At 67.5% G+C, this 26492-nt stretch carries 26 protein-coding genes; 3 read left to right on the top strand and 23 right to left on the bottom strand.

Annotated features, from left to right (window positions below):
* Positions 1-112: 112 nt before the first annotated feature.
* The 9 genes from IEW34_RS11920 to glmM all read right to left on the bottom strand — a co-directional run bounded on the left by IEW34_RS11920 (position 113) and on the right by glmM (position 9142).
* Positions 113-661 carry a ferric reductase-like transmembrane domain-containing protein gene (locus IEW34_RS11920; RefSeq protein ID WP_188609409.1) on the bottom strand — a complete coding sequence of 183 codons (549 nt, stop codon included), beginning with the start codon at positions 659-661 and terminating at the stop codon, positions 113-115.
* A 13-nt stretch (positions 662-674) separates the two neighbouring features.
* Entirely contained in the window at positions 675-1517 is an 843-nt protein-coding gene (locus IEW34_RS11915; RefSeq protein ID WP_188609408.1) for an FTR1 family iron permease, read from the bottom strand.
* Positions 1518-1526: 9 nt separating this feature from the next.
* Entirely contained in the window at positions 1527-1889 is a 363-nt protein-coding gene (locus tag IEW34_RS11910; RefSeq protein ID WP_188609407.1) for a cupredoxin domain-containing protein, read from the bottom strand.
* Between the two features lie 112 nt (positions 1890-2001).
* Positions 2002-2523, bottom strand: coding sequence for an iron transporter (locus IEW34_RS11905; RefSeq protein ID WP_188609406.1), 522 nt, complete (start codon positions 2521-2523; stop codon positions 2002-2004).
* 436 nt (positions 2524-2959) lie between these two features.
* Positions 2960-4555, bottom strand: coding sequence for a phosphoglycerate dehydrogenase (serA, locus tag IEW34_RS11900; protein ID WP_188609405.1), 1596 nt, complete (start codon positions 4553-4555; stop codon positions 2960-2962).
* 147 nt (positions 4556-4702) lie between these two features.
* Positions 4703-5875 (bottom strand): phosphoserine transaminase, encoded by a 1173-nt coding sequence (locus tag IEW34_RS11895; RefSeq protein ID WP_188609404.1) that lies wholly within the window; start codon positions 5873-5875, stop codon positions 4703-4705.
* A gap of 197 nt (positions 5876-6072) precedes the next feature.
* Positions 6073-6729, bottom strand: a complete 657-nt coding sequence (locus tag IEW34_RS11890; RefSeq protein WP_188609403.1) for a hypothetical protein — start codon at positions 6727-6729, stop codon at positions 6073-6075.
* A gap of 80 nt (positions 6730-6809) precedes the next feature.
* Positions 6810-7586, bottom strand: a complete 777-nt coding sequence (locus tag IEW34_RS11885; protein WP_188609402.1) for an outer membrane protein — start codon at positions 7584-7586, stop codon at positions 6810-6812.
* 212 nt (positions 7587-7798) lie between these two features.
* Positions 7799-9142 (bottom strand): phosphoglucosamine mutase, encoded by a 1344-nt coding sequence (gene glmM, locus IEW34_RS11880; RefSeq protein WP_188609401.1) that lies wholly within the window; start codon positions 9140-9142, stop codon positions 7799-7801.
* A gap of 424 nt (positions 9143-9566) precedes the next feature.
* Here glmM and IEW34_RS11875 point away from each other — a divergent pair, with 424 nt between their 5' ends.
* Positions 9567-9803: a hypothetical protein gene (locus tag IEW34_RS11875; RefSeq protein ID WP_188609400.1), complete on the top strand. Its 237-nt coding sequence runs from the start codon at positions 9567-9569 to the stop codon at positions 9801-9803.
* Between the two features lie 270 nt (positions 9804-10073).
* Here IEW34_RS11875 and ftsH read toward each other — a convergent pair whose 3' ends face one another.
* The 4 genes from ftsH to pal all read right to left on the bottom strand — a co-directional run bounded on the left by ftsH (position 10074) and on the right by pal (position 15121).
* The gene (gene ftsH / locus IEW34_RS11870; protein WP_188609768.1) at positions 10074-11999 is read right to left on the bottom strand and encodes an ATP-dependent zinc metalloprotease FtsH; all 1926 of its coding nucleotides are present in this window, start codon (positions 11997-11999) and stop codon (positions 10074-10076) included.
* Between the two features lie 127 nt (positions 12000-12126).
* Complete coding sequence (gene tilS / locus IEW34_RS11865; protein ID WP_188609399.1) at positions 12127-13164, bottom strand: tRNA lysidine(34) synthetase TilS; 1038 nt, start codon at positions 13162-13164, stop codon at positions 12127-12129.
* A 92-nt stretch (positions 13165-13256) separates the two neighbouring features.
* Positions 13257-14228 (bottom strand): tol-pal system protein YbgF, encoded by a 972-nt coding sequence (gene ybgF / locus IEW34_RS11860; RefSeq protein WP_188609398.1) that lies wholly within the window; start codon positions 14226-14228, stop codon positions 13257-13259.
* A 395-nt stretch (positions 14229-14623) separates the two neighbouring features.
* The gene (gene pal, locus IEW34_RS11855) at positions 14624-15121 is read right to left on the bottom strand and encodes a peptidoglycan-associated lipoprotein Pal (protein WP_188609767.1); all 498 of its coding nucleotides are present in this window, start codon (positions 15119-15121) and stop codon (positions 14624-14626) included.
* 443 nt (positions 15122-15564) lie between these two features.
* Between pal and IEW34_RS11850 the strand changes: the two genes are divergently transcribed.
* Positions 15565-15846, top strand: coding sequence for a hypothetical protein (locus IEW34_RS11850; protein WP_210324500.1), 282 nt, complete (start codon positions 15565-15567; stop codon positions 15844-15846).
* Positions 15847-15869: 23 nt separating this feature from the next.
* Here the strand turns inward: IEW34_RS11850 and tolB are convergent, their stop codons facing one another.
* From tolB to IEW34_RS11800, 10 genes are all read right to left on the bottom strand, one after another.
* Complete coding sequence (tolB, locus tag IEW34_RS11845) at positions 15870-17156, bottom strand: Tol-Pal system beta propeller repeat protein TolB (RefSeq protein ID WP_188609766.1); 1287 nt, start codon at positions 17154-17156, stop codon at positions 15870-15872.
* A gap of 279 nt (positions 17157-17435) precedes the next feature.
* A complete protein-coding gene (gene tolA / locus IEW34_RS11840) occupies positions 17436-18590 on the bottom strand; it encodes a cell envelope integrity protein TolA (protein WP_188609396.1) in 1155 nt (384 codons plus the stop codon).
* Positions 18591-18599: 9 nt separating this feature from the next.
* Positions 18600-19049 carry an ExbD/TolR family protein gene (locus tag IEW34_RS11835; protein ID WP_188609395.1) on the bottom strand — a complete coding sequence of 150 codons (450 nt, stop codon included), beginning with the start codon at positions 19047-19049 and terminating at the stop codon, positions 18600-18602.
* 38 nt (positions 19050-19087) lie between these two features.
* Positions 19088-19801: a protein TolQ gene (tolQ, locus tag IEW34_RS11830; protein WP_188609394.1), complete on the bottom strand. Its 714-nt coding sequence runs from the start codon at positions 19799-19801 to the stop codon at positions 19088-19090.
* Positions 19802-20466: 665 nt separating this feature from the next.
* Positions 20467-21675, bottom strand: coding sequence for an ABC transporter substrate-binding protein (locus IEW34_RS11825; protein WP_244641941.1), 1209 nt, complete (start codon positions 21673-21675; stop codon positions 20467-20469).
* A 195-nt stretch (positions 21676-21870) separates the two neighbouring features.
* Positions 21871-22323, bottom strand: a complete 453-nt coding sequence (gene ybgC, locus IEW34_RS11820; protein WP_188609393.1) for a tol-pal system-associated acyl-CoA thioesterase — start codon at positions 22321-22323, stop codon at positions 21871-21873.
* Positions 22316-23386 (bottom strand): Holliday junction branch migration DNA helicase RuvB, encoded by a 1071-nt coding sequence (ruvB, locus tag IEW34_RS11815; RefSeq protein WP_373288243.1) that lies wholly within the window; start codon positions 23384-23386, stop codon positions 22316-22318. Before ruvB ends, ybgC begins: the two co-directional genes overlap by 8 nt.
* Before the next feature lie 154 nt (positions 23387-23540).
* Positions 23541-24158 carry a Holliday junction branch migration protein RuvA gene (gene ruvA / locus IEW34_RS11810; protein ID WP_188609392.1) on the bottom strand — a complete coding sequence of 206 codons (618 nt, stop codon included), beginning with the start codon at positions 24156-24158 and terminating at the stop codon, positions 23541-23543.
* Positions 24159-24171: 13 nt separating this feature from the next.
* On the bottom strand, positions 24172-24678 hold the full coding sequence (ruvC, locus tag IEW34_RS11805) for a crossover junction endodeoxyribonuclease RuvC (protein ID WP_188609391.1): 507 nt from the start codon (positions 24676-24678) through the stop codon (positions 24172-24174).
* Between the two features lie 177 nt (positions 24679-24855).
* Positions 24856-25605, bottom strand: a complete 750-nt coding sequence (locus IEW34_RS11800; RefSeq protein ID WP_188609390.1) for a YebC/PmpR family DNA-binding transcriptional regulator — start codon at positions 25603-25605, stop codon at positions 24856-24858.
* Positions 25606-25870: 265 nt separating this feature from the next.
* Here IEW34_RS11800 and IEW34_RS11795 point away from each other — a divergent pair, with 265 nt between their 5' ends.
* Positions 25871-26485, top strand: a complete 615-nt coding sequence (locus IEW34_RS11795; protein WP_188609389.1) for a Dps family protein — start codon at positions 25871-25873, stop codon at positions 26483-26485.
* Positions 26486-26492: the final 7 nt, after the last annotated feature.

Below are 26492 nucleotides of genomic sequence, written 5' to 3'. Positions count from 1 at the left end.
TGGGCCCGCGGGCCCGGTTGAACGCTGCGGTCGAGGCAAGCGCCTCATCGAAACGCAAAGCCCTCCGCGATGATGCGGCTTGCCCGTGCCCCGCAGGCACGGAATTGCAGGGTCAGCTCGGCGACGAAGTTGGGGGGACCGCACAACAGCGCCAACGAACGTAGGCGAGTACCGCGAGCAGCACGAAGCCCCAGCTGACGAGGATGAAGACGTCGAAACTGGCAGTTTGCGGCGAGACGAACGGGATGACGAGCAGCGGCAGCGCGCCGCCCCGCTCGACCCAGAGCGGAATGAGCAGCAGCACGTGAGTCACCAGCAGACCGACCGCGGCCGGGCCGACGATGCGATGCACCCGCACCGCACGGTCGAGGCCACCGAACAGCGGCTCGATCAACTGGCTGCGGGATCCTGTCACCAGTGCGACGGCCATCAGCGTGAGCGACCACAGAATGGTGAGCTGGGCAGGCCCGCGCCATGGCCACAGGTCGTCCCAGGCCCGGTTGTCGACCTTGCTGCCGACCCAGAGCGCCGTGGTGATCGCCAGCGCCAGGATGACGAGCTGCCAGCCAGGCTTGCGGGCCGATAGCCGGGCGAAACGGGCATTGACGTCGGTCCAGCGGGCGCGGGGCCGGCCGTCTTCGAAGAGCTGTGCCGGCGCCATGATCCCCGGAGCGCTAGCGGCTGCCCGACGTGGACGACGCCGGCCGAGGTGCCGTGGAGGCCGCGGCCCGGCGCGATAGCGTGAACACCGCCGCGAGGGTGGCGAGGTAAGCGATGAGCTGCAGGCCGCTCGGCTGGTCGGTGTAGCCGATCAGTGTCGCAAGGACGCGACCGACGATGCTGTCCTGGGGCAGGACGGCCGAGGTGTTCCACAGGGGATAGGCCAACACATTCAGGTACCCCGCCGACTGGAGGATGCCGACGGCCTGAGCGGCAAGCCCGGCAGCGAGGAGCGCGATCATCACCGTCGTCACCTGGAACAGGCGCTTGACCGGGATCGCCGCCAGTCCGCGATAGAGGGCATAGGCGACGGCGGCACCGGCCACGACGCCGAGCATGCCCCCCAGCGCGACCGACGCGGCGCTGGCACCGCCGCCCACCAGGATGCCATAGAGGAACAGCACGACCTCGAAGCCCTCGCGGAGCACCGCGGCGCCGACCACGATGGCAAGCGCGGTCAGGGGCTTGCGGCCTTTCTTGACGTCGAGCCCGACCGCCTTGAGTTGCGACGTCAGCTCGCGCGCGTGTGCCGACATCCAGCTCACCGTCCAGGTCAGCATCACGACCGCCACCAGAAGGATCACGGCGTTCAGCAGCTCCTGACCGGTGCCGTCGAACAGGCTGGACAGGATGTCGGCGAAGCCCGCGATGACGGCCGCACCGACGACACCGCCGAAAATGCCGAGCGCGACGTAGAGGCGGCTGCCGGCGAGCCCCCTGGTGGCCGCCAGCACGACGCCGACGACGAGGCCCGCTTCGAGGACCTCTCGGAAGACGATGATCAGAGCGCCGAACATGAAACCTTCCTATTCGGCGATGACCACGCCCTGCGCGGTAGTCGGATTGAATTCGCCCATGAACGGATAAGTGCCTGGGTCGAGCTCTCGCAGGCGGACCACACCTTCCGAATTGCCGCCGACGACCTTCTCGACCTTGAGAGCGGAGGAATCGAACTCGTCGGCCGTGGGATCCTGATTCTTGATCAGCAACTGCGTCCGCTTGCCCGCGGGCACGCGGATCTGCGAGGGCGTGAAAACGTGATCCTTGAGCACGACCTCGATCTGGCCCGCTGCATTCGTCGGCGTGTAGGCGGGCGCCACAGCGGCCGGGGCTGCACCGGTCGGCGCAGTCTGCGCCGCGGCGCTCCATGCGCCGAAGCCGGCGAGCATCGAAGCCGCGATCAGGCGGCGAAATGCCGAGGTCATGCCCAGTGCTCCCGTAAAATTGCGAGACGCGGTGAGGAATGGCCCCCGCCCGTCGACGCGGGCTTCGTCGTATCCGCTACTTGCCCGTGCTGGGATACTGGAAGGTCCAGCTCAGGGTGATCGGCTGCCACCAGGCGGGAACGCCGGTCGCTTTGTCGACGTGGCGGATGAATCCGGCCTTCGACGGCGGGTCGATGGCGTAGGTGGCCTTGTAGGTGCCGGGACCGTCCATCTTGAAGTTGTTGGCATAGTGCGGCCCGTCCTTGGCCTCCATGGCCGCGAGCTGCTTGGTCTCCTTGTAGCTCCCGCCCTCCTTCTCGACCGTCAGGTTGACGGTGAGGTAGGGAATCCAGGCGTCCTCGGGAAAGCCGTGAGTCTCGTCCTTGGTCGCGTGGATGTCGATCTCGATGTGAATGGCGTCCGGGCTCATGTCCATGCCCGGCGGATGCCTGTCCATCTCGATGCCGGTCAGATAGGCCGGCGAGAACTGCATGCCCTCCTTGACCACCGGCTCGCCCATGTAGAACTCGGCGGCCGTTGCGGCGGAAGCCGTGAGGAGGGCGACCCCGATCACCGTGACGCGAATTAGTGCAATCATTCTCGCAGTCCTCCACGCTTCCTCAGCAGAAGCAGTAAGTCTGCATAGATCGCAAATATTCGATTGTCACCGCACAATTTTATGACGATTAGTCGATGGATTTGGAATAAATAAAATGACGACTTTTTCTTCGTTGAGTCGACCAATATTAGAATTGGAATAGTTCTTGGCCAAATGAGTTGCCATCGGAAGTGGCTGCCCAATCCCAGAGAAATGCTCAGAAGGCTCTCAATCTGAAGTGTTGAGAGACCGATCACCGGCACAAGCGAGCCCGCCGGCACTGCCGACGGAGACACGGCGCGACAGCACCCGAAGGAACGCTCACACCTCTCGAACCGGCAGCGGCGCGCGATCGCCGACTACACCCGCTCGCGAGGCCCTGCGAGGCGCCGCGCGCCGATCCGGCAACGCGCTCGAGCCGCGAAGCGCTTTCCGGTCAGGTGAAGCTCAGCGCCTTGACCTGCTTGACGCCCGGCAGGGCCTTGACCGCCTCGAGCACCTGGGGCGGCACGGGGCCGTCGACCTCGACGAGGGCGATGGCCGAGCCGCCGGGAGCGTCGCGCCCGAGCGCGAAGGTGGCGATGTTGACACCCGCCTCGCCCAGGGCGCTGGCGAAGCGGCCGATGAAGCCCGGCCTGTCCTCGTTGGTCACGTAGATCATCGAGGGTGCGAACTCGGCATCGACGTTGATGTCCTTGATCGACAGGATGCGCGGCTTGCCACCGGCGAACACCGTGCCCGAGATGGCTCGCGTCTGGCGTTCGGTGGTGACCGAGAGCGTCATCAGCGCATCATAGTCGCCCTCCGCCTCGCGGATGGTCTCCTCCACCACGATGCCGCGCTCCTTGGCGACCGCGGGCGCCGAGACGACGTTCACGTCCGCCAGCATCGGCCGCAGCACGCCGGCAATGGCGGACGCCGTCAGCGCCTTGGTCTTGAGGCCCGCGACGGTGCCCTCGTAGGTGATCGCGATGCTGGTGATGCCCGTTTCGGTGAGTTGCCCGGCGAACGAGCCGAGCTTCTCCGCCAGCGCGATGAACGGCTTGAGCTTGGGCGCCTCTTCCGCCGTGATGGAGGGGAAGTTCACCGCGTTCTGGATGGCGCCGCGCAGCAGGTATTCCGACATCTGCTCGGCCACCTGGAGCGCGACGTTCTCCTGCGCTTCGCTCGTCGCCGCCCCCAGGTGCGGGGTGCAGACCACGTTGGGATGGCCGAACAGGGGGTTTGCGTTCGCCGGCTCCTCGACGAACACGTCGAAGGCGGCCCCGGCCACGTGGCCGCCGTCGAGCGCCCGGCGCAGGGCGGCCTCGTCGACCAGGCCGCCGCGCGCGCAGTTGATGATGCGTACGCCCGCCTTCGTCTTCGCCAGATTGGCCTCCGACAGGACGTTGCGCGTCTTGTCGGTGAGCGGCGTGTGCAGCGTGATGAAATCGGCCCGCGGCAGCAGCTCGTCGAGCTCCACCTTCTCCACGCCGAGGTCCAGCGCCCGCTCCGGCGACAGGAACGGGTCGTAGGCGATGACCTTCATGCGCAGGCCGACACCGCGTTCGGCGACGATGGAGCCGATGTTGCCGCAGCCGATGATGCCGAGCGTCTTGCCGGTGATCTCGACGCCCATGAAGCGGTTCTTCTCCCACTTGCCGGCCTGGGTGGAGGCGTCGGCGGCGGGGATCTCGCGGGCGAGCGCGAACATCAGGGCGATGGCGTGCTCGGCGGTGGTGATGGAGTTGCCGAACGGCGTGTTCATGACGATGACGCCGCGGGCCGTGGCCACCGGGATGTCGACATTGTCGACGCCGATACCGGCCCGGCCGATCACGCGCAGGCGCTCGGCGCGCGCCAGGATGGCCGGCGTCACCTTGGTGGCCGAGCGGATGGCGAGGCCGTCATAGTCGCCGATGATCTCGGCGAGCTTGTCCTTGTCCTTGCCGAGCTCGGGGCGGAAGTCGACGTCGATGCCCCGGTCCTTGAAGATCTGCACCGCGGCGGGGGAGAGGGCATCCGAAATCAGGACTTTGGGTGCGGCAGACATGAATCACCTGTCGTCGGGCGGGGGCACGGCGCCGGCGGCCGTCTCGAGGCGCAGGCCGTGCCGGCGATGAATGGGGGAGTGCCGCGCCCGCACGGACGCGGCTTCGCTTGCTGGGCCGGCCCGAAGTGGGCGGCCTCGACGGCCTCGTCAGGCCGCCTTGGCGAGCTTCGCCTTGGCCTCGGCAAAGGCGAAATCGAGCCAGTGCGTCAGGGCCTTGACGTCGGCCGTCTCGATGGTGGCGCCGCACCAGATGCGCAGGCCGGGCGGCGCATCGCGATAGGCGCCGATGTCGTAGGCGACACCCTCGGCCTCAAGCCGCGAAACGATCGCCTTGGCCACCGTCGCCACCGCCTCGGAACCGCGCGAGACGACCTCCGGGTCGACGATGGACAGGCAGACGCTGGTGTTGGAGCGGGTCTGCGGGACCTTGGCGAGGTTGCCGATCCAGCTGCTGCGCGCCGTCCAGTCGAACAGCGCGGCCGCGTTGGCATTCGCCCGGGCGATCAGCCCTTCCAGGCCGCCGACCGACTGGGCCCATGTCAGGCCGTCGATGTAATCTTCGACGCAGAGCATCGAGGGCGTGTTGATGGTCTCGCCCTCGAACAGCCCCTCGATCAGCTTGCCGCCCGAAGTCATGCGGAAGATCTTCGGCAGCGGCCACGGCGGGGCGTAGCTCTGCAATCGCGCCACTGCGCGCGGCGACAGGATGAGCACGCCGTGGCCGCCCTCCCCGCCCAGGACCTTCTGCCAGGAGAAGGTGACCACATCGAGCTTGGCGAAGTCGAGACGCTGGGCGAAGGCCGCCGAAGTCGCGTCGCAGATCGTGAGGCCCTCGCGATCGGCGGCGATCCAGTCGGCGTCGGGAACGCGGACGCCCGAGGTCGTGCCATTCCAGGTGAACACCACGTCACGGCCGCGGGTATCGACCTGCGACAGGTCCGGCAACTCGCCGTACGGCGCCTTGATGATGCGCGCATCCGCGAGCTTGAGCTGCTTGACCACATCGGTCACCCAGCCTTCGCCGAAGCTCTCCCACGCCAGCATGTCGACCGGCCGGGCGCCGAGCAGCGACCATAGAGCCATCTCGACGGCGCCGGTGTCGGACGCCGGCACGATGCCGATGCGATAGTCCGCAGGCACCTGAAGGATCTCGCGGGTGAGGTCGATGGCGAGCTTGAGCTTGGCCTTCCCGACCTTGGCTCGGTGCGAGCGGCCGAGCGGCGCATCGCGCAGGGCCTCGGGGTGCCAGCCCGGACGCTTGGCGCAGGGGCCGGACGAAAATTGCGGCCGCTCGGGCCGCACGTTTGGCGTCGTCGTCATGATCCATCCTTTCAGATGGGCGCTTCCCGTTGGGGGGAAGTGTCCCGCCGATGCAGGTACGCCCCCCCGCCACTGGGCGCAAGGCGAATTTGAGCCCGCCTGGACGGTCATCTAGCGCTCCGAGCGCCTCTCGGTCTTGCAGTGCGTTGCGGGCGCGCCGCTCGCCGGCGCGGTGAAGACCAACGACGCTCCCAACGTTACGTCCGTTTCATATTTCGGACGAACGGCGGAATGGGCGTCATCGTCTTGATGGTAGCGCGAGCAGCCAGGTCCGGTGCGCGCCGGGAGAAGTAAGCGGCCTCGGCCGCGTTCATAGGCCCTGTCGAGAAAGACAGCATGGCGTCCTTGAAGGTGAATTCGATAACCCCCGCGTTCACGATTTCACCTGGACGAACGCTGAAATGTGCGACGGGAGTACGCAGCTTGAAATGTATCGCGCCCGTGTGACACTGAACAAGATTTACTACATATTTCCCAGCAGGAAGTGTTAGTAAATCGATTCCATATTCTTGTATTATTATACTATGAAGTCGATATAACTTTACCGGTGTTTTTATATTCATGTGGATACTATTTCGATCGACGTCGAAGCGCGCCGCGGGATCGGTGAGGCTCTGGATGCCAAATGCCGGGCTACCGCAAAAGAACTGTGGGGATCGCGCACCCAAGATCACCGCGCCGCGACCAGGCCCACCGAAATCGAACTCCTCGGCGTTGCCGATCGATACGACGCTGAGGAGAATACCAACTGCGCATGCCAGATGCAGCGCAGCCTTGACGACGCAACGCATGACGAACTCCACGCCCTCCGCGGATACCGCGATATCGACAACCGACGGTTGGATACCGCGCATCGCTCCCTAGGGGGTGGATGACTGCTGGCAAGGCCCGCGGCGGAGCGCTGACGGCTCCCACGCCCCGAACGGATCCGGCGCTATGCGCCGTTCAGGCTCCAGCGGACGCCGATGGTCACCTCCTGGCTGTCGATGCTCTTGACCCGCAGCGGCGTCGCGGCCGCGCAGAGGTAGCCGGTGCCGCAGATGGCGGAGTTGCTGCCCGCGGAGCCGACGTTGAGGTAGCGGTAGGCCACCTCAGCGGTCAGCCCGGGCATGATCTCATAGGCGAGGCCGGCATAGAGAGCGAAGGCCGCCTGGGTGCGGCCGCCGCGGGCGATGGCGTCGTAGCCCGCCGCCGGCCCGAGCGGCGCGCCGACGTCGAGCCGGCTGATGCCGCCAAGGCGATTGTAGGCGACGCCGACGCCCGCGCCGACGAAGGGCGTGATGCCCTCCCAGGTGGCAATGTCCCAATAGGCGTTGACCAGGGCCACCGTCGAACTCAGCCCGGCTCGGTAGTAGGCCGCGGGGGAGTTCGGGTTGCCGACATTGGCAGCGTCGATGCCCACGGCACGAAAATTCTGGTTGACCAGGCCACCGACCGTCAAGTCCGTGCGGAAGTTGGCTCCGAAGCGATAGCCGATGCCCCCGCCGATGCTCCAGCCGCTCTCGATGCGCTGGCGGACCAGGGCCGTGTCGACCGGGACGAGGGCGACGGTGGGCGTCCGCGCGCGCGACGTGCTGGTGGAGCCGACCCCCGCATCGCCGCGCAGGTACCAGCCGCCGCCAACGGCTATCGGCGTGCTGGGTTCGAGATCCGGCAGAGGCGGCAGTTCCGCGGCGAGGGCCGGCAGGGCGGCAATGGCCGTGACTGCCACGACAACGGAAAGACCTCGGACCATTGGCACACCGTGTTGGCGCCCCGGGCGGCCAAACGCCGCCGCCGGGGGAACGCCCGCAAGGTGCCAGACACCCGTTAATGCGCGCTTAACCTTAACCCGCATGGTTAAGGGAGGCGGCGCCCCGGGCCTGCTGCGATCCTACAATGCCGCCGGCGGGGTCGCGGCTCCGCCCAGCCCGCCGGCGCCGGTCAGGCGGCAGACTTCGTCAAAGCTTCGATCACGTCGTCGACCACCTGCTCCACCAGCTGGCGGTTGCCGCCCTCGCCCATCACGCGGATGACCGGTTCCGTACCCGACGGGCGGACGACGAGCCGCCCTTCATTGCCGAGACGGCCGCGCGCGGCTTCGACGATCGATACGACGTTTTCCTCGGCGGGCCGTTGGCCAGCCTTGTAGCGCATGTTCTTGAGCACTTGCGGATAGGGCTCGAAGGAATGACAGACCTCGCTGACCGGCTTGCCGGAACGCTTGACCACCGCAAGCACCTGAAGGGCCGACAGCAGGCCGTCGCCCGTCGTCGCGTAGTCCGACAGGATGATGTGGCCGGACTGCTCGCCGCCGACGTTGTAGCCGTTGCGGCGCATGTGCTCGAGCACGTAGCGGTCGCCGACGGCGGTGCGCTCGAGCGCCAGGCCGAGACCGCCGAGATAGCGCTCCAGGCCGAGATTCGACATGATGGTCGCGACGATGGCCGGCTTGGACAGCAGATCATCCTCCTGCCAGCTCCGGGCGATCACCGCCATCAGTTGGTCGCCGTCGATGAGGTGCCCCTTCTCGTCGACGACGATGACCCGATCAGCGTCGCCGTCGAGCGCGATGCCCACGTCGGCGCGCACCTCACGCACCTTGCGGGTGAGCGCCTCTGGAGCGGTGGAGCCCACGTCCTTGTTGATGTTGAGGCCGTTGGGCTCGACGCCGAGCGGAAACACCTCGGCGCCCAGCTCCCACAGAGCCTCCGGGGCGACGCGGTAGGCGGCGCCGTTGGCGCAATCGATGACCACCCGCAACCCCTCGAAATCCAACGCCCGCGGCAAAGTCCGCTTGGCGAACTCGATGTAGCGGGCGTGCACGCTCTCGATACGCTTGGCGCGCCCGAGGTCGGACGAGCCGGCCAGCCGCTTGCCCAAGTCGTTCCCAAGTAGCGTCTCGATCTCCATTTCCACCTCGTCCGACAGCTTGTAGCCGTCGGGCCCGAACAACTTGATCCCGTTGTCCTCGTAGGGATTGTGCGAGGCTGAGATCATGACGCCGAGGTCGCAGCGCATGGAGCGGGTGAGCATGGCGACCGCGGGCGTCGGCATCGGTCCGAGCAGCAGCACATCCATGCCGACGGAGGTGAAGCCGGCCTGCAAAGCCGACTCGATCATGTAGCCGGACAGCCGGGTGTCCTTGCCGATGACCACCCGGTTGCGGTGATCGCCACGGCGGAACAGCAGCCCTGCGGCTTGGCCGACCTTCAGCGCGAGCTCTGGGGTGATCTCGCTGTTGGCGCGCCCGCGGATGCCGTCGGTACCGAAGTAATTGCGCGTCATCTGATCTGGTCTCCGGAGAATCAACGGTTCCGCACGGCGGTCATGCTCTTTACCCGTCGCCACGACGTTCCGACAGTTTCGATATCGGCCGAGCAAGCTTGATCAAAGGGATTTGATGGCGCCCCGAGCGCTTGGCGCATCGACGGGCGGTCACTGCGACGAAAGCGATCGCCGAGATCTCGCCGTCCCCTGACGAATACTCGCCGATCACAAAGCAGTGTCCGCCTGTCTGGGTCAAGATCGCAGATCCCTTCCTGCCATCACAGTTCATAACGGGCTGTTACGAAGGCAGCGAGCCGCCATCCCTCGCAGTCCTCACGCGCCGATGGGGCGCACTGGCGCCGGTTCCCGCCAGAGGCCGGCGCCTCTTTCGATTCCGCCTGATGTCACTTATCACTTGGCGTGCGATACGGATCGGCTGGCCATGTTCTGGATCATTGCAACGTCCATCGACGACGCGGCGCGACGCTCGGATCTGGAGACGCGCACGCGCGGCCAGATCACGGCCGATACGCCCGGCGTTCCGGATGAGGTGGCGCAGGCGCTCGCGCGCAACCGCGCGAACTGGTGGCACCGGATCGCAGTGCTCGACAATACGGCGCGCATGAGCTGGTTCGCCTGCGCTGCCGTCCTCGCGGCTTCAATCCTGATCCTGATCTAGAGCGTTTTCGAGCGAAGTGGACGCCGGTTCGCGTGAAGAAACGCGACAAAACAAAGAGATAGAGCATTTCGGCGTTTCGAAGAAACGCGGAAATGCTCTAGTTGAGCAGCCGCGTCATTGGCTGGGCCTCGCGCTGGCGGAATCATCAATCGCGAAGCGCTCCAGTTTCAGAAGGCTATCTGCCTTTCCAATGACCTGCGGCCACGCGACAAGCGGGAACGCCGCCGCTCCCAGGGGAATGGCGGCGTCCTCATGGGCATCGCGCGTCGGTCAGGCCTGAGGCTGAGGCTCCAGGCCGGCGTCTGGCTCGCCGCGCGGCGGCCGGTTGCGGCCGGCCGACGGGACCGGCGAGCCCCGGGCCGGCGTCACCGGCTCGCCGCTGTCGCGGATCGGCGGCTTGCCGTCGAGCAGGTCGCGGATCTCGTCGCCCGAAAGCGTCTCATATTCGAGCAGCCCCTTGGCGAGCGTTTCCAGCTCGTCGCGCTTCGTCGTCAGGATACGACGGGCTTCCGCCAACCCCTCCTCGACGAGGCGGCGGATCTCGGCGTCGATCTTCTGGGCCGTCGCCTCGGACAGCGTCTGCTGCTTGCCGATGGAATAGCCCAGGAAGACCTCGTCGTTGTTGTCGCCGTACATGACGGTGCCGAGCTCCCGCGAGAAGCCCCACTGGGTCACCATCATGCGGGCAAGCTTGGTCGCCTGCTGGATGTCGGACGCAGCACCGGAGGTGACCTTGTCGGCACCGAAGATGATCTCTTCGGCCACGCGGCCGCCCATCATGATGGCAAGCCGCGAGGTCATCTGCTCGTAGCTCATCGACAGCTTGTCCCGCTCGGGCAGCTGCATGACCATGCCGAGCGCGCGACCGCGCGGAATGATCGTCGCCTTATGCACCGGATCGGTGGCCGGCACGTTGAGCGCGACGACCGCGTGGCCGGCCTCGTGATAGGCGGTGAGGCGCTTCTCGTCGTCGGTCATGACCAGGGTGCGGCGTTCGGCGCCCATCATGACCTTGTCCTTGGCGTCCTCGAACTCCGCCATGGTCACGATGCGCTTGCCACGCCGCGCCGCAAGCAGCGCCGCCTCGTTGACCAGATTCATCAGGTCGGCGCCGGAGAAGCCGGGCGTGCCGCGCGCAATGGTCTTGAGGTCGACGTCGGGCGCCAGCGGCACCTTGCGCACGTGCACGCGCAGGATCCGCTCGCGGCCGATCACGTCCGGGTTGGGCACGACGATCTGGCGGTCGAAGCGGCCGGGGCGCAGCAGCGCGGGGTCGAGGACGTCCGGCCGGTTGGTGGCGGCGATGATGATGATGCCTTCATTGGTCTCGAAGCCATCCATCTCGACCAGCAACTGGTTCAGCGTCTGCTCGCGCTCGTCGTTGCCACCGCCAAGGCCCGCGCCACGGTGGCGACCGACGGCGTCGATCTCGTCGATGAAGATGATGCAAGGGGCATTCTTCTTCGCCTGCTCGAACATGTCGCGCACCCGCGAGGCGCCGACGCCGACGAACATCTCGACGAAGTCCGAGCCCGAGATGGTGAAGAACGGCACGTTGGCTTCGCCCGCCACGGCACGCGCGATCAGCGTCTTGCCGGTGCCGGGGGGGCCGACCAGCAGCACGCCACGGGGGATGCGGCCGCCCAGCCGCTGGAACTTCTGCGGGTCACGCAGGAACTCAACGATCTCCTGGAGGTCGTCCTTGGCCTCCTCGACGCCCGCCACATCCTCGAAGGTGACGCGGCCGTGCGCCTCGGTCAAAAGCTTGGCCTTCGACTTGCCGAAGCCCATGGCGCGGCCCGCCCCGTTCTGCATCTGGCGCGACAGGAAAATCCAGGCACCGATGAAGACGAGGATGGGCAGCCAGTTGACCAGCAGCGCCACGAACCAGGGCGTATCCGACTGCGGCGGCCGGGCGGAAATCTGCACGCCCTTGGCCTGGAGCTTGGAGATCAGGCCCGGGTCGAATGGCGCGTAGGTGTGGAACGACCGGTTGTCGGTGTAGGTGCCGTTGATCTCCTGGCCGGAGATCACGACGCTGGCGATGCGGCCGTTGTCGGCGTCGCTGAGCAGCTGAGAATAGGCGATCTCACTGCCGCCCGACCGTTGGCCAGGGTTCTGGAATAGCGTGACCAGAGCCAGAACCAACAGGAAAATGATGACCCAAAGGGCAAAGTTCCGAAAGTTGGGGTTCATCTTATTGCGATTGTCCTGGTCCATCCGGCCCGCTCGACATCTGCGAGCGCTCCCTGATCAATGTAAGTCGGTGCAGGCTTATTGCCAAGTGAATGCACGGTTCCGCGGCAAAACCGTGTTAACGGGGTCAGACTTGGCCGAGCGTCTTTCCGCCTGCGCGGCGCCCTCGCCTGCGATCACCCTCAGGGAGGATTGTCGCCTCTCCAGCGGAGTCGAGGCATAAGATCGTGCCGGCGAGTGACGATTTTAAGGGGCTGCGGCGCGCTTGCGCATCGGCGAAACGTCGCGCCAGCTCTTCCAGCCTCTCCAGCCGCAACGGGGCTCGCGGGCCCGGCGCAGCCGCCCGCGCCGCGTCGATGAAGGTGCCGAGCACGCGCGCTACGATCTCCGCCGGCTGCGCGGCGAGGGCTGCGGCGGTGAAGCTGAGGCCCTGGGCCGTCGCGCGGGGCGCGCAGGCGGCACAGGCGGTGTCCGTCATCTGCCGCAGCGCCGCGTCGGCTCTGGCGGCTCTGGCGGCCAGCCTCAGCAGACGGCCGCGGTCGAGGCCCTCGGCGGCGAGGGCCGTGCTGATCCGGCGCAGCCGCGGGCGCAGGAAGCGTGCGTCCGCGTTGCTCGGATCGCTGACGTAGCGCTGCCCAAACGCCCGGCAGGTGGCGATTAACCGCTCCTTGGGTACATCGAGCAGCGGGCGGGCGAGGACCAGTTCGTCGAGCGGTGACAGCGGCGCCATCCCCGCCAGGCCGGCGATGCCCGAGCCGGCGAGCAGCCGCAGCAGCACCGTCTCGGCGGCATCGTCGGCGTGATGCGCGACGACGACATGGCTGGCACCGATGGTCCGGGCGCGCTCGGCCAACAGGCGATAGCGCGCCTCGCGCGCGCGTTCCTGCATGGCGCCGACGGGCTTGTCGCCCTCCCAGGTCAGGATCGTGGCGGCGAGGCCCGCCGCCTCAGCCCAGCGCACGACCGCCTCGCACTCCTGCCGCGACTCCGCACGCAGGCCGTGATCGACGGTCGCGACTTCGACCCGCGGCCGCCCGGCCGCCCGGGCCCAGTCGGCCACGAGGCGCAGCAACGCCATGGAATCGGGACCGCCGGAGACGGCGAGCAGCAGCCCAGGGGCACGCTCGAGCGGACGCAGGCGCTCGGTGGCAGCGACCAGGTCCATGGGCGCGCCTTCGTCGTCGCGCCGGCTCTTCGCCCTGACCGGGCGCGGCATGGCATCGGGCACCGGCGGGCGGGCGGCCGGATCGCCCGCCGTCAGCACTTGGTACGGCGCCGCTCGCGGTCGATGGCCGAGCGGACCTCGGCGGAGGCCTGCGGATACCTGCGGATGACTTCGCCGTAGGTTGCGCAGGCCTGGTCGTGGGCACCGATGCGGTTCAGCGACATGCCGAGCTTCACCAGGCTGTCGGGCGCCTTGCCGGAGCCGCCGAAATCGGTCGACACCTTGAGGAATTGCTCCGCCGCTTCCCGGTAGCGGCCGCGCTGATAATAGCTCTCGCCGAGCCAGTAGGTGGCGTCGGGCACCAGCCGATCGCGCGGGTGCGATTGCAGGTAGCGCCGGAAGCCCATCTCGGCCTGATCGTAATGCCGCTCCGACATGTCGCTGAAGGCGGCGTCGTAGTCGGCACGCGGCGAGGCCGGATTGCCGGTCGAAGCGATCGACGTTCCGCCGCGGGGCGGCGGCGGCGCGCCGCTGTCGTCCATCGGCGCCTCGGGGTCGGCGGCAGCGACGCGGGTATCGCCGTCCTGGTCGTCGATGATCTGCACGCCGCCCGTCGCGATCGCGCCCTGCGGCACGCCGGGGACACCATCCGGCGCGAGCGGCGGCGCGGCGGAGCGGGGCGAGCCGAGCGGTTGAGGGGCGCCCGGAGCGCCTGGGCTGCGGCTCGGGTCAAAGGCGTCACCACGGCGCTGGGAGCCGCGCGGCGGCTGTTGCGACGCGGACGGCGGGCTCTGCTGGGGCGCCGAGCGCGCGCCGGCCCCGCCCCCGGGCTTATCCTGGAAGCGGAACTCGACGTCCTCCTGGAACTTGCGTAGTTGCTCGGTCAGGCGTCGGTTCTCGAACTGCAACTGCTCGATCTGTCCCGCCATCTGCCGCAGTTGGTTCTCCAGACGGCCGATGCGAACGATCATATCGCCCGGATCCTGCGCCAGAGCCGGAAAGGCGAACGCGGCAAGGGCCAGTACAGCTGCGATGTTGCGCACGAGCGGCCGGAGGACGGTCATCGATGAGTGGTCCGCGGGTTCATGGATGGCAATTGGCAGACGCCGCCTGTCTGGTTAGCACAAGCGGCCTCCCAGGGCCAAAATATGACTGCGGACGCGGAGTGAAGTGCTCCGTCGCACGGCCCGGCCAGACGATGGCTCCCGACCGGGCAATGATTCTCCGAGCTCCCGAATCCGGAGCCCTCCGTTCGATCGGATGATTCCATCCGATCAACTGCACAGAAGATTTGACCTTTTCAGCGGATGGATGGTCGGGGCAAGCCCGACCATGACGGGCTGGAGGCGGAAAGCCTTTTAGTCTCAACGTCATGATCGGGCTTGACCCGACCATCCATGGACTTGAAAGCCAGACCCCGTCGCCAGGGCCAAACGGTCACGATCCCAGTGCTGCGCCGCTACGAGGCGCTGCCATCTAGCACCGTGACGGCGCGGCGGTTCTGTGACCAGCAGGAAATGTCGTTGCACACGGCGACCGGCCGCTCCTTGCCATACGAGATGGTGCGCATGCGCGAGGCCGAGATGCCGCGGGTCGCGAGGTAGTCCCGCACCGCCTGGGCGCGACGGGCGCCGAGCGAGAAGTTGTACTCGCGGGTGCCGCGCTCGTCGGCGTGGCCTTCGATCAGGAAGGTGTAGCGAGGATATCGCGACAGCCACGCGGCCTGCTTGTCGAGCGTGGCCACGGCCTGGGGCGTCAGATCGGTCTGGTCGGATTCAAAGAACACGCGATCGCCCACATTGACGACGAAGTCCTGGGCGCTGCCCGGCGTCGCGCTGCCGGCGCCGAAGCCCGCCCCCCCGGCGACGTTGGAGGAGTCCTTGGCGCAGCCGGCCATGGCCAGCGCGGCGAGCACCGCAAAGGCAAGGGCTACGGAGCGCCGGCGCCCACCGCCCATCGCCCGGCTGCCGGTCCGCCCGGCCGAGGCCGCCGCCTGATCAAATCCCGTCAGCGACATCATCAACCATCCTTCAACTCTAGGCTCTTCGCGGATCCCAGACCGCGCCCAGGCCGCATGTTCGTTGACATAGGGATAGCCTCGCCCGGTTAAGCGAACGTTCCGTCAACCTTGACGAAGGCTTTCATCTGGGAGGCCGCGGCGCTGCGCGGGCTTGAAGCTGTCAGCAACGTTAATCGAGGGTAAATCGGACCGTTTGGTGACCTCGCCGCCCGGTTCATAGGCCCGTCGTCGCCCCGCGACAGCTTTGCTAGAGCGTTTTCGAGCGAAGTGGACGCCGGTTCGCGTGAAGAAAACGCGATAAATCAAACAGATAGAGCATTTCGGCGATTCGAAGAAATGCGGAAATGCACTAGAACGGGACAGGAGGGGCCGACATGAGCTTGACCGAGATCGATCCGCTGATTGCCTTGGGCGTCATTCTGGCAACCGCGGTGACCGACATGGCCTACGTGTTCTTCAACGCCGCGGTCGTCGCCCGCCATCGGATGCGGGCCGCCAACTGGAGCGCCGTCTGGTATCTGCTGTCGGCCTTCGCGGTCATCAACTACACCGGCAATGCCGCCTACGTGCTGTTCGCGGCGCTAGGCTCCTGGCTCGGCGCCTATGCTTCGGTCACCTGGCTCGTGCGCGGCGCCGCGCCGACGCTGCCGCCCCACCCGTGACGGAGGCCCGACCCGGCTGGGCCTTAGCGCATCTCGCTGAGCAGGCCCGACCATGCGGGATCCGAGGCGTATCCGGGCGTCGGAATCGGCACCTCCACGCGGCCGGTGACGTCGACCATGTAGAGCTTGCCGCCCGCCTCGCCGCCGGGATCGCGGAAGAACATCAGGAATTGGCCGTTCGGGGCCCAGGTCGGGCCCTCGTTGTGGAAGCCCTCCGTCAGGATGCGCTCGCCCGTGCCGTCCGGCTTCATGATGCCGATGGCGAAGGTGCCGCCCTTCTGGCGCGTGAAGGCGATATAGTCGCCGCGCGGCGACCACACGGGCTGGCCATAGCGGCCCTCGCCGAAGGAGATGCGCTTGGCCTCGCCGCCGGACGCACTCATCACGTAGATCTGGGGGCTGCCACCGCGGTCGCTTTCGAAGACGATGCGCTGTCCGTCCGGTGAATAGGACGGCGAGGTGTCGATGGCGCTCGCGGTCGTCAGACGCGTGGTCGTGCGCGAGGCGAGGTCCATGACGTAGATATTCGCGTTGCCGCCCTGCTGGAGGCTGAGCAGGATGCGTTGGCCGTCCGGCGAAAAGCGCGGGCTCGAGGTCATGTCCGGGAAGTTGCCGACCACCTGGCGCTGGCCGGTCTCGACGTTGACGATCTGCACGCGCGGCTGTTCGCCGCGCCGCTGCGACATGAAGGCGACGTCCTGCGAATTGAACGAAAACCGCGGCGTCACCACCATGTCCTCGCCGCGGGTGAGGTAGCGGACGTTGGCGCCATCCTGGTCCATCATGGCGAGCCGCTTGCGGCGGTTTTCCTTCGAACCGCTTTCATCGACAAAGGCGATGCGGGTATCGAACATGCCCTTGAAACCAGTGATGCGAGTCAGCACCGCGTCCGCGATGATGTGACCGATACGGCGCCAGTTGTTGGCGTCGGTGAAGAACTGCTGGCCATCGAGCTGCTGGCCGGCCGCGGTGTCCCACAACCGGTACTCGGTCTTCAGCCGGCCGCTGCCGTCGCGGCTCACGCGCCCCGTCACCAGGGCCTGGGCGTTGATCGCCTGCCAGGCGGCGAACTGCGGCGCCGCGTCGAAATTCATGGAGCGCTCGGGAAACGCGGCCTTGTCGATGGGGACGAAATAGCCGCAGCGTTTGAGGTCGGCGGCGATGATGCCGGCGATCTTGGCGCCGAGCTCGGGATCTCCGCTGAAATCCGTGACGGCGATGGGCAGCGGCTGGAAATTGCTCCGATCCACGGTGATCGTGATCTCGGCCGCGGCCGGCGCGGCAAGGCCGGCCAGGGCAAGCACGAGCATGACGAGCGCCCGCGGGCCGGCGACCAGGGCACGCCAGGCGCGGCCACCGGTTGCACCGGAACGAAAGCCGGGCGCCGTCGCCGGGCCGAGCGTTGCAAGCGTGGCGGCGCAGCGATCGCGCCCGGTATCAACAGTCATCGACCAGATCTTCTTTTGGAACGGCGGCTTGTCGCGATGGGAGATGGCAAAAGCATGTCGGCTCGGGCGCCAGCTCGGCTGTTTGGGGCGCGACGGCTGCGATATCGGGGCTGGTACCGGCAAAACGGCTCATGATGATGATCAGGCGGGAGGGTCGAACCAGATGTTCCAATCGCGCCAACCGTCCGCACTGTTGTAATAGGGCAGGTAGTTGGCCGGGATCCTATAGGGCGCACACTTGCGAATCGCGCGAATGGCCGCCTCCGCAGTCGAGCGGTCGCGGGGATTGCCCGAGGGATTGCTCCATACCGGCAGGGCGCCGAGCGTCCCGTCCTGGTTCAGCACCATGTGGATCAACGGCTTGAACGACTTGCCCGCGCCCAGGTCATCGTAGCATTGGGTGATCTGCTCCTTGATGATGGCGCCCAGGGCGTCCTTCATCGACATCGACATACGAGGCGCCCGGCCGGTCTGACTGCCGAGCGAGGCCGTGCGGCTCAGTTGATCGCCTGTCGCCGCCTGGCGACGCGGCTCGTTGTTGATCGTTTTCATGATCTCGCTCGGATTGAACGCCTGCTCCGGGGGCTTGGGTCGCGGCTTGGGCTTGGGCTGAGCCTTGGGCGGTTCGGCCTTGGGCTCCACCTTGGCGGGCTCGGGCGGCGTCGTCTTTTCGATCAGTCTGGCCAAGTCCTGTGGCTTGGGCGGCTCCGGTTTAGGCGGCTCCGGTTTAGGCTGGGCCTTGGGCGGCTCGGGCTTGGCCGGCTCTGGTTTGGCCGGCTCTGGTTTGGGCTCGACCTTGGCCGGCTCGGGCTTAGGTACCGGCTTGGGCTCCGGTTCGGGTTTAGGCTCAGGCTTGGGCTCAGGCTTGGGCTCGGCTTTGGCCTCGGCTCGAGCCTCGGGTTTTGGCTCGGGTCTTGGCTCGGGCGTAGGCGCAACCTTGGGCGGCTCCGGCGGCTTGGGGGCCTCGGCGGCGATATCCGGCGGACGCGGCGGCGGTGGCGGCGGCGCCTGCTCCTGCTGCTCCGCATCCTCGCCGGGGGCCGGCGACGGCAGCTTCAGCTCCGCGACCTTGTCGGCGCGCGCCTTGGGATCGGGCTGCACCTCCCTGGCGGTCCTGTCGCCCTGGGTGATGGCGCGCAACTGCTCTTCGGTGATGATCTCTGCCGGAACCGCCTCCTCCTGGTCGTCGAAACGCGGCGCAGCGGCAAGCGCGACGAGGCCAGCGACGACGAACGCCACGTGCATCACGCTCGAGACCGCCAGGCCAGGCTCCTGCCGGGAAAAGGGAAGCCGCATCGGCCGCGCTCAGCTCTGGTCCGGCTCGGTGACCAGGGCGACCCTCTTGAAGCCTGCCGCCGTGATGAGCCCCATCACCTGAGCGACGCGGCCGTAGTCGACCTTCTTGGCGCCGCGCAGGTAGATGCGCTCATCCATGCCGGCCTTGGCGGCCTGCTGCAGGCGGGCCACGATGTCGCCGTCGGGCAGTGGCTGCTCGCCGAGGAACACACGGCCCTGCTCGTTGATGGACAGGGTCACCGGCTTGTGGTCGAGGTTGAGCGGCTTGGCTGCGCTCTGCGGCAGATCGACCGGCACGCCCGCCGTCAGCAGCGGCGCCGCGACCATGAAGACGATCAGCAGCACCAGCATGACGTCGATGAACGGCGTCATGTTGATGTCGGCAAAGCCGGCTCGCCCCGCGCGGCGCCGGCGACGGCGTCCCCCTGCCTGGCCCGGCGCGCCTGCTGCCATACCCATGCGCTCAATCTCCGATCATCGTCGTCGGCCTGATCCGGTCAGGCTGCCATCCGCTCATCGATCTGACGTGACAGAATCGACGAAAATTCGTCGGCGAAGCCCTCGAGCCGCGCCTGGGCCTTGGCCGCCTCGGCCTGATACTTGTTGTAGGCGATGACCGCCGGCACCGCGGCGACCAGGCCGATCGCGGTGGCGAACAACGCCTCGGCGATGCCGGGCGCCACGACGGCGAGCGAGGTGTTCTTGGAGGCCGCAATCGAGCGGAACGAAGTCATGATGCCCCAGACCGTGCCGAACAGGCCGATGAAGGGGGCGGACGAACCGATCGTCGCCAGGACCAGCAGCTTGGATTCGAGCCGCTCCATCTCGCGCTGGATCGAGACGTCGAGCACCTTGTCGATGCGCTGCGGCAGCGAGGCGATGGAGCGCCCGGTGCCCTCGAACGAGCGCTTCCACTCGCGCATGGCGGCGACGAACAATGCTGCCATGCCGGTCGGCATCCCGGCGGCCAGCGAGCGATAGAGCTCCTCCAGCGACTGGCCCGACCAGAAGGTGTCCTCGAAGTCGTTCATCTGGCGCCGCGTGCGCGAGAACAGCAGCTCCTTGTCGATGATGATGGCCCAGGACCACACGGACGCTGCGGTCAATCCCAGCATGACCAGCTTCACGATGAAGTGGGCCTGCCAGAACATGTGCCACAGGGAGACTTCGCCTATGGGCAGGGCGCCCTGGGCCACGTCGGCGGGATTCATCGGCCATTCCTCTCGAACGGAAGCATCGGGATGCCGTGCGGCCCGACCGGGTCGATGCCGCCGTTCCATCTGAGTTGCGCACCGGACCGATCCAAGCCGGCTTGGCCGTCCAGCTCCGATGCGCGCGGGTAACGTGCCCGACCGTCGGGGTTATGCATCGACCGGCGCCTTCTTTTCGGCCGGCGCGCGCGATGCCCCGTCCGCGGAGCCGGCCGCGCGCGATGCCGAAGGGCTCGACCGCGCCATCACGCAACAACCTCGCCAACAGCCATCCTCATGGAGCAAGGCAAGCCTCATGAGAAATCGATCATCAGCGGACGGGGAGTTCACGACCCTCTCCCTCGTCTCAGAATCTGTCGAAAGCAGGGCCACAGCACGGGCTTACCGAGGCTGCCGCGCCGACGGCAGCCGTGCGCCGGATGAGACGCGATTAATGTTAACGGACGGTTGACGGCAGGGTCGGCCCGCGCCCCCGCGGCGGCCAATCGCGGCCCCGACGGCCGGCGCGGCAAAGCCGGCGCCCGCGGCGTTCCGCGATCGGCGAGATCCGCTCCCGGTTCGAAGACCTGGAGCGTCTCCAGATGCGCAGATGGCCGGGCGAGCCCGGCCATCACGCGGCCTGCGGCCGCAAGGCGGTGCCCGACGGCGCCGCGGCTGCCGCGATCCTACTCGGCGGTGATGTCCTCCAGCGGCACCCAGTCGTTGCCGTCGAAGCGCTGCACCTGCATGCGCTTGAAGGGCACGTAGTCGTCCGGCGTGGTGTTGTACGTAGTGCCGGGCAGCAGCGCCGGCGCCGGCACGTTCTTGAGGTTGATCGCCTGCTTCAGCAGGTTCGCGCGGGTGAGGTCGTCGCCGCTGGCGCGGATGATGTGCGCCATGACGTGGGCGAAGGAATAGGTAACGAAGCCGATCTCGTTCATCGGGTCGTCGTTGGGCAGATACTTCTTCTGGAATTCCTTGTAGGCGATCACGTCCGGATCGTTGGCCCAGCGCGGGCTGGTGAACTGCTTGTAGGCGGTGGCGCCGATAATGCCGTTGACCGTCTCCAGCCCCGCAGCCTCGAGGAAGACCCGGCCCGTCGACGGGCTGACCACCAGCTGCAGCGGCTTCCAGTTGAGCTCGTAGACCTTCTTGTAGACCTGCGAGGTCGCCTTGCCGAGGCTGACGTTAAAGAACACGTCGGCGTCGGAGTTCTTGAGCGCCAGCACCTGGCTGTCGAGCGTCGGGTCACTCAGCTCGTAGGTGACCTCCTTGATGATCATGGTCGACGCCTTGTCGCCGAGCGCCTTCTTAAAGCCGGCGACGTAATCCTTACCGAAGTCGTCGTTCTGGTAGAGGATGGCAATCTTGGCATCCGGCTTCACCTTCATCACGTAGCGGCCGAGCACCTCGCCCTCGGTGCCATAGAGGAAGAAGGCCGGCGTGCTCCACGGGAACAGCTTGGGCTGGTTCCACTTATTGGCGCCGGTGCTGAGCAGGACCTGCGGAATCTTCTTGCCGTTGAGATACTTCTGCACCGCGGACTGGGCGGCCGTGCCGCTCGATCCGAACAGCGCCAGCACGCCGTCCTGCTCCACCAGCTTGCGGGTCTGCTCCACCGTCTTGGGCGGCGAAAAGGCGTCGTCCAGCGAGATCAGGTTGATCTTGCGGCCGTTGATGCCGCCCTGCGTCTCGTTGAGCATCTTGAAATAGGCGACCTCGCTGCGCCCCTGGATGCCGTGCGCCGACAGCGGCCCGCTGTAGGGCATGGTCTGGCCGAGCTTCACCTCGGTGTCGCTGGCGCCCTCGTCGTATTTCTTGACCTGCGCCGTTGCGGCCGAAGCGGCGCAGGCGAGCGCCGCGGCGGTGACAAGACGGATGATCGACATCGTCATCAAAGGCTCCTCGGATCGTCCCCGATCTAACGCTTGTTTGTCCGCCTTGTAGCGCGTCCCGCGCCCCGATCAAGCCGCTAGAGCGCCTTCGAGCGAAGTGGACGCCGGTTCGCGTGAAGAAAACGCGATAAATCAAACAGATAGAGCGTTTCAGCGATTCGAAGAAACGCGGAATTACTCTATATCGCGCTATAGCTATTCGCCGCCGAGGCGGGCCCGCATGGCGTCGGGGATGCGCGCCGGCCGGCCACCCAGGATCGCCGCGACGCGAACCTCCGCGGTGAGCAGCACCTCCTCGCCGCGCAGCAGGCGCTGGTCGATGATCAGCGAGGCGCCGCGCACCTCGCGTGTGCGCGTCTCGACGAGGAGCACGTCGTCCATCCGCGCCGGCAGCCGCCAGTCGACGATCATCTTGCGCACGGCGAAGAACAGCCCGTCGCCGGCCAGAAGCTCCGACTGGTTGGCGCCGAGCAAGCGCAGCGATTCCGTGCGGCCCCGCTCCAGGAAGCGCAGGTAGTTGGCGTGGTAGACGACGCCGGAGAAGTCCGTGTCCTCATAGTAGACCCGCACCGCGAGCAGGTGGCGGCCGCCTTCGGCATGGCCGGAGCCTGGGGTGAGCGCAGCGCCATTGTCCATCGCCTCAGTCATCGGCGCGGCCCTCCCCGGCGAACAGGCCGAACTGCGCCGGTCGCGCCGGCTCGGCCAACCCCAGGTGGCGGAAGGCGTGGGGCGTCAGCAGCCGGCCACGGGGCGTGCGCTGCACGAAACCCTGCTGGATCAGGAACGGCTCGATGATCTCCTCGATGGCGTCGCGCGGCTCGGAGAGCGCCGCGGCGATGGTCTCGACACCCACCGGTCCGCCGCCGAACGAGGTCGCGATGACGCTCAGGTAGCGCCGATCCATGAGGTCGAGGCCGATGGCATCCACGTCCAGCAGGCAAAGCGCCCGGTCGGCGATGGCGCGCGTCACCCGGTCGGCGCCCTCGACGGCGGCGAAGTCGCGAACCCGCCGCAGCAGCCGCCCGGCGATGCGCGGCGTGCCGCGGGCGCGGCGGGCGATCTCGTCCGCTCCCTCGTCGGTCATGCCGATGCCGAGCACGCGCGCGCCGCGCTTCACGATCAGTTCCAGCTCTTCCACCGTATAGAACGACAGCCGCACGGGGATGCCGAACCGATCGCGCAGGGGTGTGGTCAGCAGGCCCTGGCGCGTGGTGGCGCCGACGAGCGTGAACTTGGGCAGATCGATCTTGACCGAGCGGGCCGCGGGCCCTTCGCCGATGATCAGGTCGAGCTGGTAGTCCTCCATGGCCGGGTAGAGGATCTCCTCCACCGCCGGGTTGAGCCGGTGGATCTCGTCGATGAACAACACGTCGCGTTCGTCGAGGTTGGTGAGCTGGGCGGCCAGATCCCCGGCCTTGGCGATGACCGGGCCGGAGGTCGAGCGAAAGTTGACGCCGAGCTCGCGCGCCACGATCTGCGCCAGCGTCGTCTTGCCGAGGCCGGGCGGGCCGACGAACAGCACGTGATCGAGCGCGTCGCCGCGCGTCTTGGCGGCCTGGATGAACACCGCCAGGTTGGCGCGCGCCTGTGCTTGGCCGATGAACTCGCCCAGTGCCAGCGGCCTGAGCGAGGTGTCGGGGTCGTCGTCGCGGCGCTCGGGCGTGACGAGGCGATCAGCCGCCATCGGATGCCGCCCCAAGGCGATCGTCATGATAGGTCAAGCCATCCTCCGAGCCCGCCAATGGTCGTGGGCGGGCAACCGGCCAGCCCTGCCCGGGCCGACGTTACCGCACTGATGGACGGCCGGATCAAGTCCGGCCATGGCCCGCCGGGGCATTGCGCTGGGATCCCCCGAAGCCGCGGCCCTATTTGCCCAGCTCCCGCAGGCCCAGGCGGATCAGGGTGCGCGCATCGGCATCGTCACCCGCCGCCCGGGCCGCTGCGGCGACAGCCGCCGCCGCCTGCGGCTGGGCATAGCCCAGGTTGACTAGGGCGGAGACCGCATCGGTCGCCGCCGCGGGCGCCGTGCCCCCGTCCACGGCGCCGGCGAGGCGGGCGACGATCGGATCGACATGGCCAAAGGCCGGCGCCTTGTCCTTGAGCTCGGCCACGATGCGGGCGGCGAGGCGAGGCCCAACGCCCGGCGCCCGCGCCAGCGACGCGCGGTCCGCCATGGCGATGGCGGTGGAGAGGGCCGGCGGATCCAACGCCGAGAGGATGCCCAACGCCACCTTGGCGCCGACCCCCTGCACGGTCTGCAGCAGCCGGAACCACTCCCGCTCCGCATCGGAGCGGAAGCCGTAGAGGCGGATCATGTCCTCGCGCACATGGGTCTCGATGGCCAGGCTCGCCGGCTCGCCGACCGGCGGCAGGTTCTGCAACGTGCGGGCCGAGCAGTGCACGACGTAGCCCACGCCGCCGACGTCGACGATGACGAAGTCTTCGCCGTAGCCGTCGATCAGCCCCTTGAGCTTGCCGATCATCGCCGCCGCCCGCTTATGCGAGCCCCAGCCGCCGCGCCGCTTGGCGGTGCTGGGCGTGGGTGATGGCGACAGCCAGCGCATCGGCCGCGTCGGCGCTGTCCGGCGAGGCTTTCGGCAGCAACACCCGCACCATGGCCTCGACCTGCCGCTTATCGGCGTGGCCGACGCCGACCACGGTCTTCTTGACCAGATTGGCCGCATATTCGGCCACGGCAAGGCCCGCCAGCCCCGGTACCAGCAGGGCGACGCCGCGCGCGTGGCCGAGCTTCAGCGTGGACTGCGCGTCCTTGTTGACGAAGGTTTCCTCGACCGCGACCTCGTCCGGCTGCCAGGAGGCGATGACGCCCTCGAGGCCCCGGTGCAGCTCGCACAATCGGCTGGCGAGGCTGGCGCCATCGCTCGAGCGCACATGGCCACAGGCGACGAAGCCCACCCGCGTGCCCTCGGACGCGATCACGCCCCAGCCGGTGCGCCTCAGGCCGGGATCGATGCCCAGGATGCGAATCGCATGAAAGCCCATGAGGTTATCTAGCCGAACAAATGACGAACGGCCAGTTAACGCGGCGTCCGGATCTCGACGGGCGCCGTCGCGAGACGCCGTTGCGCGGGAGCCTTCGCGACCGGGACGGACGCCCCCGTCGCGCACGAAGCGTCGCCGGCTTCGAGGCGGGGCATGTCCGTCGGATCGGGAAATGCCTTAGTCGCCGCTGAGCTTGGCCACCAGCGCGTCCGACAGCTCGAAGTTGCCGTAGACGGTCTGCACGTCGTCGTGACCGTCGAGCGCGTCGACGAGCTTCAGGATTTTCTCGCCAGCCTCGTCGTCGACGGCGACGGCGTTCTGGGGGCGCCAGACCAGCTTGGCCATGCGCGCCTCGCCGAACGTCGCCTCCAGCGCCTTGGCGACCTCGGCCAGGCTGTCCTGCGCGGTATAGATCTCGTGGCCGTCCTCGCTCGACACCACGTCGTCGGCGCCGGCTTCGATCGCCGCTTCCAGCACGGTGTCGGCGTCGCCCACCTTGGCGTCGTAACCCACCAGGCCCACCCGGTCGAACATGAACGAGACCGCGCCGGTCTCGGCCAGGCTGCCGCCGGACTTGGTGAACAGTGAGCGCACATCCGAGGCGGTGCGGTTGCGGTTGTCCGTCAAGGCCTCGACGATCAGCGCGACGCCGCCGGGCGCGTAGCCCTCGTAGCGGATCTCGTCGTAGTTCTCGGCATCACTGCCGGAGGCCTTCTTGATCGCCCGCTCGATATTGTCCTTCGGCATGTTCTCCGCCCGCGCCGCCAGGACCGCCGCCCGCAGCCGCGGGTTCATCGCCGGGTCGGGCAGGCCGAGCTTGGCGGACACAGTGATTTCGCGCGCCAGCTTGGAGAAGAGCTTCGACCGAGCCGCATCGGCCTTGCCCTTCTTGTGCATGATGTTCTTGAACTGGGAATGTCCGGCCATGGAAATACTCGATGTCTGAACCCGGCGATCTTAGGTCGGCTCGTGCGGCCCCCGCCCGTGATCCGGCGCCGCTCGAGCGAAGGCGGCCTTATAGGGCGACTTCGCCGCGAAAGGAAGGAAGCCCGCACGCCGCACGCCGTCGCCGCGGTGGCCCGGTGGGTTCGCTCGGAACCTTTGACGCGCCCCCGCGATTGAGGCAAGCGTGTACGGTGCCGGCTACAACCGCACGCCGCACCAATCCCTGAACAATCTTAAGGTGACAGCCATGGCCAAAGCGTCGACCCCCAAGGGCTCGCCCGCCAGACCGCCCGCCGCCCGCCGCGCGGCCGCAAAGCCTCCCGCCAAGAAGAGTTCCGCCGTCGCCCCGTCCAGGGTCGCGCCCAATCGCCTGGACACCCCGACCGACCTGTCGCCCGAAGCGGTGCTGGAGATTTCCGACGCGCTGAAGGCCCTGCTCGCCGACACCTTCACCCTGTACATCAAGACGAAGAACTTCCACTGGCACGTCAGCGGCCCGCACTTCCGCGACTACCACCTGCTGCTCGACGAGCAGGCCGAGCAGATCTTCGAGAGCACCGACGACTTGGCCGAGCGCGCGCGCAAGATCGGCGGCACGACGCTCCGCTCCATCGGACAGATCGCCAAGCTCTCGCGGATCTCCGACAACGAGGCGGAGTATGTCGACCCGCGCGACATGCTGCTGGAGCTCGTCGCCGACAACAAGGCGATGGTGGCCTCGCTGCGCGAAGCGCACGGCGTCGCCGACAAGCATGAGGATTTCGCCACGACGAGCCTCATCGAGAACTTCATCGACGCGACCGAGCGGCGGACCTGGTTCCTGTTCGAGGCGAGCCGGCGGGCGGACAACACCGGCCACTAGGAAGCGC

This window comes from Chelatococcus reniformis (genome assembly GCF_014640075.1).
Classification (GTDB): Bacteria; Pseudomonadota; Alphaproteobacteria; order Rhizobiales; family Beijerinckiaceae; genus Camelimonas; species Camelimonas reniformis.
This window is presented reverse-complemented; position numbering and strand designations above follow the sequence as displayed.